General features: G+C 29.1%; 17 protein-coding genes. 16 read left to right on the forward strand and 1 reads right to left on the reverse strand.

Translation table 11 applies throughout. The features are described 5' to 3' along the window. Positions 1–206 precede the first annotated feature (206 nt). From PNO30_RS04425 to PNO30_RS04455, 7 genes are read left to right on the forward strand one after another with little or no spacing between them, the layout of a single operon-like run. Positions 207–1,112 (forward strand): tyrosine-type recombinase/integrase, encoded by a 906-nt coding sequence (locus PNO30_RS04425; protein WP_271987302.1) that lies wholly within the window; start codon positions 207–209, stop codon positions 1,110–1,112. A 5-nt stretch (positions 1,113–1,117) separates the two neighbouring features. Continuing rightward, on the forward strand, positions 1,118–1,819 hold the full coding sequence (locus PNO30_RS04430; RefSeq protein WP_271987303.1) for a segregation and condensation protein A: 702 nt from the start codon (positions 1,118–1,120) through the stop codon (positions 1,817–1,819). 1 nt (position 1,820) lies between these two features. Beyond that, complete coding sequence (gene scpB, locus PNO30_RS04435) at positions 1,821–2,369, forward strand: SMC-Scp complex subunit ScpB (protein WP_271987304.1); 549 nt, start codon at positions 1,821–1,823, stop codon at positions 2,367–2,369. Positions 2,370–2,378: 9 nt separating this feature from the next. Next, the gene (locus PNO30_RS04440; protein ID WP_271987305.1) at positions 2,379–3,110 is read left to right on the forward strand and encodes a pseudouridine synthase; all 732 of its coding nucleotides are present in this window, start codon (positions 2,379–2,381) and stop codon (positions 3,108–3,110) included. 19 nt (positions 3,111–3,129) lie between these two features. Beyond that, entirely contained in the window at positions 3,130–3,846 is a 717-nt protein-coding gene (locus PNO30_RS04445; RefSeq protein ID WP_003145978.1) for a response regulator transcription factor, read from the forward strand. A gap of 11 nt (positions 3,847–3,857) precedes the next feature. Next, complete coding sequence (locus tag PNO30_RS04450) at positions 3,858–5,159, forward strand: MurT ligase domain-containing protein (protein WP_271965306.1); 1,302 nt, start codon at positions 3,858–3,860, stop codon at positions 5,157–5,159. A gap of 4 nt (positions 5,160–5,163) precedes the next feature. Continuing rightward, positions 5,164–5,892: a type 1 glutamine amidotransferase gene (locus PNO30_RS04455; protein ID WP_204642257.1), complete on the forward strand. Its 729-nt coding sequence runs from the start codon at positions 5,164–5,166 to the stop codon at positions 5,890–5,892. Between the two features lie 80 nt (positions 5,893–5,972). Here PNO30_RS04455 and PNO30_RS04460 read toward each other — a convergent pair whose 3' ends face one another. Further along, a complete protein-coding gene (locus tag PNO30_RS04460; protein WP_271987306.1) occupies positions 5,973–7,214 on the reverse strand; it encodes an aminotransferase class I/II-fold pyridoxal phosphate-dependent enzyme in 1,242 nt (413 codons plus the stop codon). 321 nt (positions 7,215–7,535) lie between these two features. On the opposite strand from PNO30_RS04460, the gene clpX reads away from it, so the two are divergent. The 9 genes from clpX to PNO30_RS04505 all read left to right on the forward strand — a co-directional run bounded on the left by clpX (position 7,536) and on the right by PNO30_RS04505 (position 15,806). Next, positions 7,536–8,744 (forward strand): ATP-dependent Clp protease ATP-binding subunit ClpX, encoded by a 1,209-nt coding sequence (gene clpX / locus PNO30_RS04465; protein WP_271987307.1) that lies wholly within the window; start codon positions 7,536–7,538, stop codon positions 8,742–8,744. 22 nt (positions 8,745–8,766) lie between these two features. Beyond that, positions 8,767–11,064 carry an endopeptidase La gene (lon, locus tag PNO30_RS04470; RefSeq protein WP_271965314.1) on the forward strand — a complete coding sequence of 766 codons (2,298 nt, stop codon included), beginning with the start codon at positions 8,767–8,769 and terminating at the stop codon, positions 11,062–11,064. A 2-nt stretch (positions 11,065–11,066) separates the two neighbouring features. Next, on the forward strand, positions 11,067–11,663 hold the full coding sequence (gene yihA / locus PNO30_RS04475; RefSeq protein WP_271965316.1) for a ribosome biogenesis GTP-binding protein YihA/YsxC: 597 nt from the start codon (positions 11,067–11,069) through the stop codon (positions 11,661–11,663). 452 nt (positions 11,664–12,115) lie between these two features. Continuing rightward, positions 12,116–12,388 carry a 30S ribosomal protein S16 gene (gene rpsP, locus PNO30_RS04480; RefSeq protein WP_003145074.1) on the forward strand — a complete coding sequence of 91 codons (273 nt, stop codon included), beginning with the start codon at positions 12,116–12,118 and terminating at the stop codon, positions 12,386–12,388. 132 nt (positions 12,389–12,520) lie between these two features. Further along, a complete protein-coding gene (locus tag PNO30_RS04485) occupies positions 12,521–13,165 on the forward strand; it encodes an amino acid ABC transporter permease (RefSeq protein ID WP_271965318.1) in 645 nt (214 codons plus the stop codon). Between the two features lie 3 nt (positions 13,166–13,168). After that, on the forward strand, positions 13,169–13,798 hold the full coding sequence (locus PNO30_RS04490; protein ID WP_271965320.1) for an amino acid ABC transporter ATP-binding protein: 630 nt from the start codon (positions 13,169–13,171) through the stop codon (positions 13,796–13,798). 12 nt (positions 13,799–13,810) lie between these two features. Next, on the forward strand, positions 13,811–14,641 hold the full coding sequence (locus tag PNO30_RS04495; RefSeq protein WP_271987308.1) for an amino acid ABC transporter substrate-binding protein: 831 nt from the start codon (positions 13,811–13,813) through the stop codon (positions 14,639–14,641). A gap of 255 nt (positions 14,642–14,896) precedes the next feature. Continuing rightward, positions 14,897–15,142, forward strand: a complete 246-nt coding sequence (locus PNO30_RS04500) for a type B 50S ribosomal protein L31 (protein WP_003145327.1) — start codon at positions 14,897–14,899, stop codon at positions 15,140–15,142. Positions 15,143–15,227: 85 nt separating this feature from the next. Next, the gene (locus PNO30_RS04505; protein ID WP_204644375.1) at positions 15,228–15,806 is read left to right on the forward strand and encodes a thymidine kinase; all 579 of its coding nucleotides are present in this window, start codon (positions 15,228–15,230) and stop codon (positions 15,804–15,806) included. Positions 15,807–15,812 lie beyond the last annotated feature (6 nt).

The following is a 15,812-nucleotide window of genomic DNA, read 5'->3' on the forward strand; positions in this document are numbered from 1 at the left end:
CTACACTTTAATTATATTGGGTATTTGTCTTTTTGTATATAAAAATTGAAATCCGGGGCTGGAATTTTTCCATGCCCCGGATTTAGTATACAACCTTTATATTTCAAGAAAAATTGTTATAAATGCATTTACATAAAGTTTTATAGATGTTATAATCAATATAGATACAAAAAATAGGGTAGCTTTAATACTAAGGGGGTATTTATATGAGTGAAACAGTATTAAACAATTTTAATGAATATCTAATAAATAGAAAAGAGTTTTCAACAAATACTATTAATTCATACGATAGGGATTTGAAAAAAATCTTTTTATATTTAGCTGAAAAAGGATATTCAACAGATGATTATTCATGGCTTAATGAGGAATTCATTGCTCGATATATTGATTACTTAAGAGAAAAAGAGTATTCGTCAGCAACATTATCAAGAACGATTTCTACTGTCCATATTTTTGTAGAATATTTATGGATGGAAAAAATTATTCCTAATAGAATAAATATCGATGTACATATTGATAAAGAAGAACATCAAGATTTGGTAATTTTTACAAGACAAGAAATTTCAAAAATTTTAGACGTGAAAACACATAATCTTATTGGTTATAGAGATAAAGCGATATTTGAATTATCTTATTCTATAGGTATAAAACCTACAGAGTGTATTAACTTAGAACTTAAAGACGTTAATACTACTATTGGTTTCTTAAAATATAGAAAAAAAGAAGGGTATAGAACTGTCGCATTAAATAGAGAATCAGTTGAAGCGATTGAAAATTATATCGCAGAGTTGAAAAAGGAATATCCTGATATTAAGGACGATAGTAAGTTGTTCTTAAATCATGATGGTGAAGGTATAAGTCGCCAAGGTTTTTGGAAAATATTTAAAAAACGTCAACAGGATTTAGGTTTGACGAAAGAATTAAATACTATGAATTTTAGAAATTCTTTAGCTATTCATTTGCTTGAAGATAAAGTTCCAGCCGAAGAAGTTCAAGAACTACTTGGTCTGAAAAATATTCATAGCTTAAAATTGTATTTCTCAAGTTTAGAGGGGAACAAATCTAAAAGAACAATGACTAATCATCCAAGAAAAACAATTAATAAAGGATAAAATTAATGTATAATGTTAACTTAGAGGTTTTTCAAGGGCCACTTGATTTACTTTTACATTTGATAGAAAAGATGGAAATTGATATTTATAATATTCCTATAGCGCGTCTAACAGAGAGTTATCTGGAATATATAAATAATAACGATGAATTTTCTTTAGAAAATGCAGAAGAATATATTGTTATGGCAGCAACTTTGCTTCATATAAAAAGTAAGAATTTACTTCCTAAGTTTGAAGATGAAAATATTGGTGATGAAGAGGATTTAGTTCAACAGCTTCTTGATTATAAAAATTACAAAGAATTGAGTGAAAAACTAGATAATCTTCAAAGAATGAGAGCTCAATTTTTAGATAAAGAAAGTGCTAATATAGAAGTAGAAGGTAGTGTCGATTCACTTCGAATACCTTCTACTAAATTGTTAAGGGCGATGGAGAATATTCTTAGATCTTTTGATGAAAAAGATAGTGAAGTTTCTTTAATTAGTTATCGTAGAGAAGTCTCTTTTGAACAGGTAAAAGAGGAACTTATACATAAGTTCAGAAATAGACCGAAGATGCACTTTTATAATCTTGTAAAAACATATTCTCAAAAAAATGAGATAGTCTTGATGTTTATGGGAATCTTAACTATGATAAAAGAACAAGAATTATTATGTGTTGACAAAGATGGTGAAATCATTTTAGAATATAAATTAAAGGAAAATTAATATGCTATTAGATGAAACAAAGAAAATAATTGAGGCTTTACTCTTTATGAAGGGAGAGGATGGTCTTAATATTGAATATTTTTCTACCTTTATGGAGGTGGAACAACACGAAGCAGAAAATATGTTGAATGTATTCTGTGAAGATTATAATAAAATCAATAATTCGTTGATTATTAAAAAGTTTGGATCAACTTATAAAATGCTCTTAAGGGATGAAATGACAGAGGTAATAAAAAAAGCTGTTATTTCTAAAAATCTAGTTAAGTTATCTAAAGCTTCTCTAGAAACATTAGCGATAATCGCTTATAATCAACCAATTACAAAAGTTCAAATTGATAAGATAAGGGGTGTAAGTAGTGATTCTATATTACACTCTCTTGTTAGTAAGGAGCTTATAGTATCGAATAAGACTTTAGATACTATTGGGAAGCCTAAGTTATATGAGACTACAGACATATTTTTAGATGTTTTTGGTTTAGAAAGTTTAGAACAATTGCCAAAATCGGAAATTGTTAGTAATGAAGAGATTAATAAATTTTTACAAAATTAGGAGGATGACATGGCAGAAAGACTGCAAAAATTAATAGCTGCATCAGGATATACTTCAAGAAGAAAGGCTGAACAATTAATTCTTGATGGAAAAGTAAGTGTTAATGGTGAAGTCGTAAAAGAACTAGGTGTAAAAGCAGAACCAAGTGATATTATTATCGTAGAAGGTGTTCGTTTACTAAAAGAAAATAAGAGATACTATCTATTTTATAAACCTGAGAAGGTTATTACATCAATGTCAGATGAAAAAGATAGAACATGTGTAAAAGACTTCTTTGAGGATGTTAGTGAACGTGTTGTGCCTGTTGGAAGACTAGACTACGATACTTCAGGAGCACTTATAATGTCAAATGATGGGGAGTTTATTAATTTAATAACGCACCCTAAGCATAAGATTAGAAAGACATATGTTGCGAAAATTAATGGTAAATTAGAAGATAATCACCTTAGAATTCTTCGTAATGGTGTGAGAATCGATAATTATAAAACTGCTAAGGCAGAGGTGAATATCGTAAAAAATAAAAATAAGAGTGGTAATACTTTAGTTAGATTAACTATCCATGAGGGGAAAAATAGACAAGTTAGAAGAATGTTTGAAGCTTTAGGATATGAAGTTATGAAACTTAAACGTGAATCTATTGAAGACTTAACATTAGAAGGTTTGAAAAAAGGTGAATATAGAACCCTTACGATTCACGAGGTTAAAAGACTTATTAATAAAGCTAAGAATGGTGAGAAGTAAGATTAGGAAGTGATGTATTGTGGCAGAAAGAATATTAATAGTAGATGATGAGGAAAGAATTAGAAAATTATTAGTAATGTATCTAGAAAAAGAAGGATATATTGTAGATGAAGCTAGTAATGGTCATGATGGTTTAGAACGTCTAAAGTACATGGATTATTCTTGTGTACTATTAGATGTACAATTACCAATGTTAAATGGTAAGTCTATTCTATCTGAACTTAGAAAAACTAAGGCTACTCCTGTAATTATAATGTCTGCCCAAGCAGATGAACAAAGTAGGGTTGAAGGTTTTGAATTAGGTGCAGATGATTATGTAATTAAACCATTTAGCCCAAGAGAGCTTATGTTGAGGATTAATGCTATTCTTCAACGTACAAAACGTAGTGTATTTTATACTCCGGAGCTATATACGAAGGATGTGTTAGTTTTCCCTGGTTTAATTATTGATGTTAATTCACATAAAGTAATTGTTGAGGATAGTGAAGTTTTATTAACACCTAAAGAATTTGATCTATTATTATTTTTAGCTAAATCTCCGGATAAAGCTTTTAAACGTAATGAAATTTTACGCGCTGTATGGGATTATGATTTTTATTCTGATTTAAGAACTGTAGATACTCATATCAAGCGTGTAAGAAAAAAATTCGATAAAATTTCTCCAAAAGTTGCTCAGATGATTGTTACTGTTTGGGGAATAGGGTATAAATTTGATACATCACAAAATAGTCTATAAAAGGAGAAAACATGCTAGGATTTTATAGAAATTTAGCGAAATTAACTAGAACTGCTAGTAAAATTGCAGGTAAAAAAGGAACGGACCTACCGGGTAAAGTATTAAGAAAAGTAAATGACAATGTACTAACAAAACTGGCTAGTGATTTTGATGAAATTGTATTCGTAACCGGAACTAATGGTAAAACAACTACATCAAATCTTATTGGACACACCTTAAAAACTGCTGGAGAAAATTTCATAAATAACTTTGAAGGAGCAAATATGTTGGATGGGATTATTTCAACTTTTGCTATTCAAGCTAAAAATGATACAAAGTTAGCAATTATAGAGATTGATGAAGGTTCAATTAGAAGGGTAATGAAATATATTACTCCTACTAAGTTTGTTATAAATAATTTCTTTAGAGATCAGATTGATAGATTCGGTGAAATTGATACTTTAATAGCAACAATAGGCGAACAACTAGAAGGAAAAAATATTCAACTTATATTAAACAGTGATGATCCTTTCGTTACAAGGCTTTCAAAATATGGTGAAGATAATATATACTTTGGTATTTCAAAAGATGCTTATAAATTTTCTGATTTTGGTATTTCAGAATCTAAATTCTGTCCTAATTGTGGAATGGAACTAATTTATGATCATGTTCACTATAGTCAACTTGGTTTTTACCACTGTTCTAAATGTGATTTTAAACACCAAGATGTTAAATATGAAGTAACTAATGCTACTGTAGAACCATTTATTAATATGACTATTAATGAAGATACTTTGATTGAAACAAAACTAGCTGGTGATTATAATATATATAATCTACTTGCAGCTTATTCACTTTTAAAAGAACTTGGATTACAAGATGAAAAGATAAAGTACGGTTTAGAATCATATACTGCAACTAATGGACGTATGCAGAGTATTTCTTTAGCTGGTGGTTCAACAGTTTTATTAAATTTAGCAAAAAATCCGGCTGGATTAAATGCTTCTTTAGCAATTGCTAATTCGATAAAAGAAGAAATTAACTATCTATTAGTATTGAATGATAATGGTGCTGATGGTATTGATATATCATGGATTTGGGATACTGATTTTGACATACTGAACGGTCAAAAGATTAATAATATTGTATGCTCCGGTAAACGTGCAAAAGAATTAGCGCTGAGATTGAAGTATACAGGAATTAATGCTAATGTAGTTGTTTTAGAAAGTATTTCAGAAGCAGTTGAAAAACTAAAAAGTTATAAAGAGAAATATGCAATTGCTATTCCGAATTATACTGCTTTAGTAGAAACTCAAAAAGAATTGGAGAAGTAATTCTATGGATTTGAAATTATATCATTTTATGCCAGATAAATTAAATTTATATGGTGATATTGGAAATGTTATTGCGCTAAAAAAACGTTGTGAATGGAGAGGTATCAATTTAGAAATTGAAAATATTACTTCGACTGATGGTGTAAAACTTACAGATTGTGATATGTTTTTCATCGGTGGTGGTTCTGATAGGGAACAATGTATAGCGACAGAACAATTTAGTAAAATTAAACATGAATTTAAATCAGCAATTGAAGATGGGATACCAGCTCTTACAATCTGCGGAGGTTATCAATTTTTAGGAGAATATTATAAGACTGTTGATGGTGATAAATTACCTGGTTTAAATATTCTTGACTTTTATACAGAATCAAAAAAGGATGCACCGCGCTTAATTGGTAATATATTAGTTGAATCCGAAAAATTTGGAAATATAGTAGGTTTTGAAAATCACGGCGGACGAACATATCATAATTATGAAACATTAGGAAATGTAGTAGTAGGATATGGAAATAATGATGAAGATAAAAAAGAGGGTATTTTATACAATAATCTGATTGGGACATATTTACATGGGCCTATCTTACCTAAAAATCCAAATGTCACAGATTATCTGATTAAAGCAGCATTAGATAATAAGTATGGAACATATGATTTTATTGAGTTAAATAATGATATCGAATTAAATGCCAATAAACATATGGTTGAATTATTGAAAAAATCAATTAAATAAAATTTAATGTTCAAAGATTACAAAGAAACGACTTAAAAGTATGATTATTATTAATCTAACTTTTAAGTCGTATTTTTTTATTAAAATTGTTTAATGCATTGTTTGAATTTATTTATAAGTTCTGGAATTAATTCTTTATCTAAACATGAGAATGCGATTCTTATATGTTCATCATCCATTGAGTAAACTCCGTACTTATATTCGTTTAGGAATTTAAGTCTGAACTCATGTGCATTTATATTAGATGGTAATTTTATAGTAAAGAAGTAACCTGAATTAAATGGAAGAACTCTAACAAGTTGATCTAATTGTTCTGTGGAAATAGCTTGTTTTAATTCGTTATAACGTTCTTCAATTATTTTATCATTGATTTCTTTTTCTTCTAATGATTGTTTATTATCTAACAATCTCACAGCAATTTGTTGCGATAGGTTAGAAGGAGATGATGTAGTACTTCTCAAATAACCTTGTGTTTTTTCTAATAGAATTTTTCTTAATTCATTATTTTTAGTATAGTATGTAATAAAACCTACACGAAGTCCCCAACTGTAAAATTCTTTAGTGATACCATCTAGTTTGACTATTAAACAGTTTTCATTTTCTGCTAATTTGTACGTAGCGCTTAATGTTGGAGTTTTGTGATTGTTTTCAAAGAATAGTCCAAAATAAGCATCATCAGAGACAATAATAAGTTGTTTATTTTTATTTTCTTTTGCATATGTACTTATTACATCAACTAGTGAATTTAATTCAACATCAGATGGTGTGTAACCAGTTGGATTATTTGGGAAGTTTAAAATTAGAGAAATTTTATCTTCATTGATACTATAAAGAGTTTCTTTAAAGTTTGAAATACTAAACTCATTGTTTTCGTCAAATTGATTGTATTTATAAATCTTATTTCCTAACTTAATTGTATAAATCTGAGCATAGTTTTGCCAAAAAAGATTTGGTAGTAAAAGAGCATCGCCACTTTCGCTAAATAGATTTGCTGCGATATCGATTCCTTGGGTAATTCCTGTTGTAACCATAGGTAATGATAAAAAGTCTTTATTAATACTAGGGTTATCAGCTAAGATTTTTTCTTTCCATAATTCTCGCATTTTTGGTAATCCAGGTGTAGGAGAATAAGGTAAGTATTCTGAATTATTAATTTCTGTTATTACTTTATTTATTGAAGGTAAAGCCATAGCTTTTTTATTAGATGTAGCAATACCAATTGTGGCGTTAATTGCACCTGGAATAGCTGCTGTTTCTTTTGATTGAATTAATACGTCTTGAGGTAAAATTATATTTTCACCAAGTTTTGAAAAAAATGACATAGTATTCCTCCTATTTTCTATATAGAATTATTATACCATTAATATGACATTACTAAAAGGGAGAATTATAATTAAGAAATTGAATAACATATAAAATTTTAAGAATTGAATTATAATAGGTGAAAAAATTTAAAATTTTAAATTTATTATAGTCTAAGATTTACTATAAAAGGTTTAATATTAAATATTATATGATAGTCTTTGCTAGAAAAAAATTGTATTGTATGGTATAATAATGTGTATCTTTTTGGGCTTTAAATAGATTAGATAATAAAAAGATAATAAGATATAAGATAAAGTTCAATAATGTGAGGTGTAATTATGGTAAAAAATAAAGAAGAAGTAAGATGTTCTTTTTGTGGAAAAAATACTAACGAAGTTTTTAAAATGATAGCTGGGAATGACGTGTTTATCTGTGATGAATGCGTTGATTTATGTTCAGATATAATCGAAGAAGAAATAGAATATAGAAATGCAAATAATAAACCAGCATTTAAATTATTAGAACCTCAAAAAATAATGGAGCATTTAAATGAATATGTAATCAGTCAAGATAAGGCGAAAAAATCTGTTGCAGTTGCTGTTTATAATCATTATAAGAGAATAAAAGCTGCAGAAAATCATGATATAGAATTACAGAAAAGTAATATTGCCTTAATAGGAAGTACTGGATCAGGAAAAACATTGATTGCTCAAACTTTAGCTAAAATGCTAGATGTCCCTTTTGCTATATCAGATGCAACTACGCTTACAGAAGCAGGTTATGTAGGAGAAGATGTTGAAAATATCTTACTTAGATTAATTCAAAATGCTAATTATGATATTGAAAGAGCTGAAAAAGGAATTATATATATTGATGAAATTGATAAAATTGCCAAAAAGGGTGAAAATGTATCAATTACTCGTGATGTATCAGGTGAAGGTGTTCAACAAGCTCTTCTTAAAATTTTAGAAGGTACTGTTGCTAGTGTTCCTCCTCAAGGTGGAAGAAAACATCCTGGAGAAGAAATGATTAAAATCAATACGAAAAATATTCTATTTATCATAGGGGGAGCTTTCTCAGGTATAGAAGAAATAATCAAACGTCGTCTAGGAGAAAAAGTTATAGGTTTTTCTAAGAGTGATGAACTAAAAGATGATGAGGATATTATTTCTAAAGTAAAACATGAAGATTTAGTTAAGTTCGGTATGATTCCTGAATTTATTGGACGTATTCCGGTAGTTTGTTATCTAGAAGAACTTGATGAGAAAGATTTAGTTAGAGTATTAACTGAACCAAAAAATTCAATTGTTAAACAATATGAATATTTATTTGATCTTGATGGTGTTAAATTAATTTTCGAGGAAGAAGCGCTTGAAGAAATTGCTAAAGAATCTATCAAGAGAAAAACAGGTGCACGTGGACTTCGTTCTATTATTGAAGAACTACTACTTGATGTTATGTTTGAAATACCAAGTAAAAAAGGTATTAAAACTTGTACAGTAACACGTGATAACGTAATTAATAAAACAAAACCAATTTTAAAATAAATAGGTTAGAGAGGAGTTCGTTTTGACAAAATATTATTTATTAGAGAATAGAGATTTATTCTTTCCGTCTAATACTTATACAATAGATGTAACGGACAAAAAATTTTTAAAAACAATTAAAACTATTAAGAAAGATAAAATTCCAGTTTTTGTAACATATAAACGAAAACCAATTGATAGTTATGATGATTCATTTTCTGAAGAAGATGTATTTGATAGTAATGGTTTTAATGTGTTCTTTGGGACATATGGTCAATTAACAATTGATAAAAAGAATAAAAAATATGAGTATCAATGTTATGGTATTGCTGAGGTGAAAAGTGGTGTTTATAACAATAACCATGTTGAACACCTTGAGATTAATATTAGAGAAGTTGTGGATAATGGTTTTGATAAAACAGGTTTATTGAACAGTATCAGAACAAATTTTCTAAATTATTTAAAGAGAGAAAACTTCGATATTGATTACTATAAAACTGATGATTTAGAGAAATTTATCAATAAAAACATTAAGTTTTTCCCAATTGATAAAATGCTTAAACAACGTGTATTGTTCTTGTTAGATTTAGAGAAAAAGGCTATTTTCTTAAATAGAAGTCTAGAAGCTTTCTTAGTTGGAAATAGCTTTAAACGTGAAATTGACGAGAAGGTTCGAGCTAATATCGATACTCAACAAAAGGAATACTTCTTACGTGAACAGATGAAGGTTGTACAAGACGAGTTGAAACAAATAGCGCCAGAAGATGACGATATTGAAAAGATTCGTCAAGCTATTAATGAGATTGAATTATCTGAAGAGGATAAAGCGGTGTTATTAAAAGAAGTAGATAGGTTAGAAAAAACACCGGTAATGAGTCCTGAACATTCTATCATTAGAACTTATTTAGATACTGTTGTTGCTCTTCCGTGGAATACACTAACAGCTGATGAAATAGATATAAAGAATGCAGAAAAAATTCTTAATGAAGATCACTATGGTTTAGAGAAAATTAAAGAGAGAATTTTAGAATTTTTAGCAGTTAAAAAACTAAGAGATGATATGAAATCTCCGATTTTATGTTTATCAGGGCCTCCAGGTGTTGGTAAAAGCTCATTGGCTAAATCGATTGCCGCTTCTATGGGAAGAAGTTTTGTTCGTATTTCTTTAGGTGGAGTACATGATGAAGCTGAGATTCGTGGACATAGAAGAACTTACCTTGGTGCTTTACCTGGTAAAATTATTCAATCATTGAAGAAAATAAAAACTAAGAATCCAGTTATTTTATTAGATGAAATTGATAAAATGGCTTCTGATATAAAAGGTGATCCTGCTGCAGCTATGCTAGAGGTAATTGATCCCGCTCAAAATAATGAATTTGTAGACCATTATTTAGATATTCCATTTGATTTATCAAAAGTATTATTCATTGCTACAGCTAACAATTTGAGTTTAATTCCAGCACCACTTAGAGATAGGATGGAAGTAATTGAACTTGAGTCTTATACGATTAAAGAAAAAGAAAATATCGCTGCGAAATATTTAATACCACGTCAAATTAAAGAAAATGGTCTTAAAAAAGGTCAAATTACTTTTAGTAAACAGGCGATTAATAAGATAATAAATGGATATACTTATGAGGCTGGAGTAAGGAATTTAGAAAGAGTATTTGGTTCTATTTGTAGGAAAGCAGCATTAAAAGTTCTTCAAGGAGAAGCGAAAATCAAAGTAGGCGTTACTAATCTTGAGGATTTTGCTGGACCTGAAAAATATAGTTTAAAAGATAAAAATATTAAACCTGAGATTGGTTTGGTTAATGGTCTAGCTTATACTGTTGTTGGTGGAGATACTCTAGAAATTGAAACAAGCGTATCTAAAGGAAATGGTAAGATTATTCTTACAGGAAAATTAGGGGATGTAATGAAAGAATCAGCACAAATGGCGATTTCTTATTTGAGATCTAATGCTGAAAATCTTAATCTTGAGGATATTAATTTCTCAGAAATAGACATACATCTACACGTTCCTGAAGGTGCTGTTCCAAAAGATGGACCATCTGCTGGTATAACTATTACTACTTCGGTGTATTCTGCATTAACTAAAAAACCAGTTGATAATAACATAGCGATGACTGGAGAAATGACTTTACATGGAAAAGTTTTACCAATAGGTGGAGTAAAAGAGAAGATTTTAAGTTCTGAAAAAATGAATATAAATACAATAATTATTCCGACTAAGAATAAAAAAGATTTAATTGATATTCCGAAAGAAGTACTTGAGAAATTAACTATCTATTCAGTTGACAGTATTCAAGAAGTATTTAAAATAGTATTTGGAGAATAAAGATGAAAAAGTTAAATACACATAATGTTGATCTGCTTATAAGTGCAGTTTCAAAAAAACAATATCCTGAACATGATAAACCAGAAGTAGCGATGTGTGGTCGTTCAAATGTTGGTAAATCATCTTTTATTAATACAATATTAGAAAGAAAAAACTATGCGCGTGTTTCATCAAAACCTGGTAAAACTCGTACATTAAACTTCTTCGATGTTGATAATAAGTTAGTTTTAGTCGATGTACCAGGTTATGGGTATGCTAAATTATCAAAACCAGAAAAAGAAAAACTATATGATATGATTGTTGAGTATTTTACTAATAGTGAAAATTTAGGTTTTGTTCTACATTTAGTAGATAGTAGACATAAACCATCTCAAGATGATATAGAGATGAATGAATTTTTAAACTATTATGAAATTCCATTCGTTATAGTTATGACTAAAATTGATAAAATTTCTAAAAATGAACTTGCTAAGAATACAGGAATAATTAAACGTGAATTAGATTTAACTAATAATATGGCTATTATTCCGTTCTCTTCTGTTACTAAAATAGGTAAAGAACAAGTTCTAAACGAAATAGCTAAAGTATTAGAAGATTAAAAGTTAAAATAGAAAGGGCTGACCCAAAAGTCCTAGTTTATATGAAAACTCATAGACGTAGTGGTTTATTGATATCTAAATTCGCTTTATAAAAGCTTTTTAGATATCTAATAAACTGTTCGAGGGTGACTCGACAAAATCGATTTCTCGAAATCACGATTTTTGAGTCACTCCCTTCTATATTTTTAATTGTTAATAGGTTAGTGGAGTGAAATTTTTATAAATATTTTATCTTTACATAGTATAGAAAAATTGATATAATAGGGATTAGACGAGTCAACAAAAAAAGTTGACATTTTTCGTCAAAAAGTATTGACATACTTTTATTTTAATGTTAGAATAATATCTAGCTTAGAAAACTTAGCGTTATAGATTCAACTTTTTCATTAAAACACTTCATAAACACACACACATAAAATTAATAAAAAAGTTGAAACATAAGGAGTACAAACATGGCAGTAAAAATCCGTTTAAAAAGATTAGGTGCTAAAAAATCACCTTTCTACCGTATCGTTGTTGCTGATTCAAGATCTCCACGTGATGGACGTTCTATCGAAACTATCGGTACTTACAATGCTGTTAAAGAACCAGCAGAAGTTAAAATCGATGAAGAGTTAGCATTAAAATGGTTAGGTAATGGAGCTCAACCTTCTGACACAGTTAGAAGTTTATTATCAAAAGAAGGAATTATGAAAAAATTCCACGATTCAAAATTAAATAAATAATGAATATTTAGCCCCTTAATTATTAAGGGGTTTTTGTTTTTATAAAATTGTGTTATAATTAGATTTAAAATTCAAAAACAACCAACTATATGGCTGTCGATTGTGGTTAATAAATATAAAAGGAGGAAATATATGGAATATTTAATGGAAATATTGCCTAGTTTAATTAAAGGTGCTTTAATAACTTTAGAAGTATTTTTCCTAGTTTTAATTTTATCTATTCCGTTAGGTGTAATTATAGCTTTTATTATGAGATTTAATATAAAGCTATTGAATTATTTTATCAATATATATATTTGGATAATGCGTGGAACACCGTTGTTATTACAATTAATTTTTATATATTATGTACTACCTTCAGTAGGGATACGATTTGATAGGCTACCTGCTGCTATAATTGCATTTACGTTAAACTATGCTGCGTATTTTGCTGAAATTTTTAGAGGTGGTATTGACTCGATTCCAAAAGGTCAATATGAGGCTGCTAAAGTATTAAAATTTACTCAATTTCAAACTATTAGATTTGTTATTTTACCGCAGGTTATTAAGATTGTATTACCGAGTGTATTTAATGAAATCATGAGCTTAGTTAAGGATACTTCTTTAGTATATGCATTAGGAATAAGTGATTTGATTTTAGCTAGTAGAACAGCTGCTAATAGAGATGCAAGTTTATTGCCGATGTTTGTTGCTGGAGCAATTTATTTACTACTTATTGGTATTGTAACAATAATATCGAAACGAGTAGAACAGCGTTATAACTACGATAGGAGGTAACACATGTTAGAATTAAAAAATATAAGTAAGAAATTTAAAGATAGACAAATTCTTGAGAATTTTAATCTAACTGTAGAAGAGAATAAGATTTTAGCGATAGTAGGGCCTTCTGGCGGTGGGAAAACTACGTTGTTAAGAATGTTAGCGGGACTAGAAAAAATCGATTCTGGCGAAATTATTTACAATGGTGAATCACTCCCAATTGATGAATTAGAAAAGAGAAATTTATTAGGATTTGTTTTCCAGGATTTTCAATTGTTTCCGCATCTTACAGTCCTTGAAAATTTAGTACTTTCTCCAATTAAGACTATGAATATGTCTAAAAATGATGCTGAAGAAAAGGCGCTTACTTTATTGGATAAGCTTGGTCTAGATAAGCAAGTAAACAGTTATCCAATTTCATTATCAGGTGGACAAAAACAACGTGTTGCCTTAGCAAGAGCAATGATGATTGATCCTAAAATAATAGGTTATGATGAACCTACTAGCGCATTAGATCCAGAGCTTAGATTAGAAGTAGAGAAACTTATTCTTAAAAATAGAGAATTAGGTATTACACAGATTGTTGTAACTCACGATTTACAATTTGCAGAAAATATTGCAGATAGTATTCTGAAAGTAGAACCAAAGTAAGAGGTGATAATAATGAAAAAATTTAAACTACTTATTACCCTTCTTATTAGTGTTTTAATAATTAGTGGTTGTGCTTCTGGAGGAAAAGATAAACCTAGAAAAGATAATTGGGAAGCTTTTCAAAAAGACAAGAAGATTGTTATAGGTTTTGATAATACGTTTGTGCCTATGGGATTCCAAGATAAGAGTGGTAAAAATGTTGGATTTGATATAGATTTAGCAAACTCAGTTTTTGAAAAATATGGAATAAAAGTTGAGTGGCAAGCAATTAACTGGGATTTAAAAGAAACTGAGTTGAAAAATGGTAATATTGATTTAATTTGGAATGGATATTCAAAGACTAAAGAAAGAGAAAGTATTGTTCAATTTACAAAGCAATATATGATAAATGAGCAAGTTGTAGTAGTAAAAAAATCTAAAAAAATTAAAAATATATCTGAACTAAAAGATAAGATACTTGGTGCTCAAAATGGTTCGTCAGGATATGATACTTTTAATGAGAAACCAGAAGTTCTTAAAAATATTGTGAAGAGTAACGATGCTACTCAATATGAAAGTTTTAATGAGGCGTTAATTGATTTAGAAAATGATCGAATTGATGCATTATTAATTGATAAAGTATATGCAAATTATTATTTAAAACAACAGAATAAACTCCAAGATTTTGATATTTTAAATGCAGGATTTGATAGTGAAGCATTTGCAGTAGGAGCGAGAAAAGCGGATGTTACGCTTGTTAATAAGGTGAATGAAGCATTTAGTAAATTACATGAAGAAGGAAAATTTCAAGAAATATCAAATAAATGGTTCGGAGAAGATGTTGCTACTGATGAGATCAAATAATAACTTAAGACTAGGAGATGAACTATTAAAGGTGAATATAATAGTTTGTCTCTCTTGTATTTTTCAACTATAATAAAAGAGAGATTTTATAGCGGAAATATAATGCAAGGTGTCAACAAAAAAAGTTTACAAATATTAATAAAAGTACTTGATTTTTTTAAGATTATTATTTATAATAATAAGGTATGTGATTAACTCACTGAAAAATAACTCTGTTCGTATTAAAAGCGTTCAGGGCAGAAGGAGACGATAATAATGAGAGAAGGAATTCACCCAGATTACCGTAAAGTTGTATTCATGGATACTACAAGTGGTTTCAAATTTTTAAGTGGTTCAACTAAACCATCTAAAGAAACTATCGAGTGGGAAGACGGGAATACATACCCATTATTAAAAGTTGAGATCTCTTCAGATACACACCCATTCTACACAGGGCGTCAAAGATTCGCTCAAGCAGATGGACGTATCGAACGTTTCAACAAAAAATACGGTATCAAGTAAGAAAAATAAAACAGACATTTCTTTATTGGATTGTCTGTTTTTATTCTATTAGTAATTGTATAATATAAGCCCGAGGGGATTAATAATGATAGAAAATAGAAAATTCGGATGGATAGAATGTATTTGCGGAAGTATGTTCTCTGGAAAATCAGAAGAATTACTAAGACGTATAAAACGAGGGGTAATAGCCAAACAAAAAGTACTTCTATTCAAACCGTCTATAGATAATAGATACGAAGAGAATATGGTCTCTACACATAATGGAAATAGTTATGAGTCTGTAAATATTGATAAAGCTGAACAGATTTATGACTATATTATTGATAAAAAATATGATATCATAGGAATTGACGAAGTGCAGTTCTTTGATGAAAAAATTGTAGAAGTTATTAATAAGCTTGCTGATGATGGAATACGAGTTATTGTGGCAGGATTAGACATGGATTTTAAAGCAGAACCGTTTCATCCGATGCCTGAAATAATGGCTGTAAGTGAAATGGTAACAAAGCTTCATGCTGTTTGTAATAAATGCGGTAAAGAAGCTAGTCGAAGTCAAAGATTGATTGATGGTGAACCTGCTAGATATGATGATCCAATAGTAGTTATCGGTGCTAGTGAGTCATATGAAGCTAGATGTCGTCATTGTCATGAAATTAAAAGATAAATTAGG

Source organism: Gemella haemolysans (genome assembly GCF_028308085.1).
Classification (GTDB): Bacteria; Bacillota; Bacilli; order Staphylococcales; family Gemellaceae; genus Gemella; species Gemella haemolysans_D.

Bases quoted from the DNA above. Each gene is read 5' to 3' on its own strand.
- PNO30_RS04430 (WP_271987303.1), top strand. From the start codon at position 1,118: ATGTATAATGTTAACTTAGAGGTTTTTCAAGGGCCACTTGATTTACTT.
- PNO30_RS04455 (WP_204642257.1), top strand. From the start codon at position 5,164: ATGGATTTGAAATTATATCATTTTATGCCAGATAAATTAAATTTATAT.
- yihA (WP_271965316.1), top strand. From the start codon at position 11,067: ATGAAAAAGTTAAATACACATAATGTTGATCTGCTTATAAGTGCAGTT.
- PNO30_RS04505 (WP_204644375.1), top strand. From the start codon at position 15,228: ATGATAGAAAATAGAAAATTCGGATGGATAGAATGTATTTGCGGAAGT.
- PNO30_RS04425 (WP_271987302.1), top strand. From the start codon at position 207: ATGAGTGAAACAGTATTAAACAATTTTAATGAATATCTAATAAATAGA.
- clpX (WP_271987307.1), top strand. From the start codon at position 7,536: ATGGTAAAAAATAAAGAAGAAGTAAGATGTTCTTTTTGTGGAAAAAAT.
- PNO30_RS04495 (WP_271987308.1), top strand. From the start codon at position 13,811: ATGAAAAAATTTAAACTACTTATTACCCTTCTTATTAGTGTTTTAATA.
- PNO30_RS04440 (WP_271987305.1), top strand. From the start codon at position 2,379: ATGGCAGAAAGACTGCAAAAATTAATAGCTGCATCAGGATATACTTCA.
- rpsP (WP_003145074.1), top strand. From the start codon at position 12,116: ATGGCAGTAAAAATCCGTTTAAAAAGATTAGGTGCTAAAAAATCACCT.
- PNO30_RS04500 (WP_003145327.1), top strand. From the start codon at position 14,897: ATGAGAGAAGGAATTCACCCAGATTACCGTAAAGTTGTATTCATGGAT.
- PNO30_RS04460 (WP_271987306.1), bottom strand. From the start codon at position 7,214: ATGTCATTTTTTTCAAAACTTGGTGAAAATATAATTTTACCTCAAGAC.
- scpB (WP_271987304.1), top strand. From the start codon at position 1,821: ATGCTATTAGATGAAACAAAGAAAATAATTGAGGCTTTACTCTTTATG.
- PNO30_RS04450 (WP_271965306.1), top strand. From the start codon at position 3,858: ATGCTAGGATTTTATAGAAATTTAGCGAAATTAACTAGAACTGCTAGT.
- PNO30_RS04490 (WP_271965320.1), top strand. From the start codon at position 13,169: ATGTTAGAATTAAAAAATATAAGTAAGAAATTTAAAGATAGACAAATT.
- PNO30_RS04485 (WP_271965318.1), top strand. From the start codon at position 12,521: ATGGAATATTTAATGGAAATATTGCCTAGTTTAATTAAAGGTGCTTTA.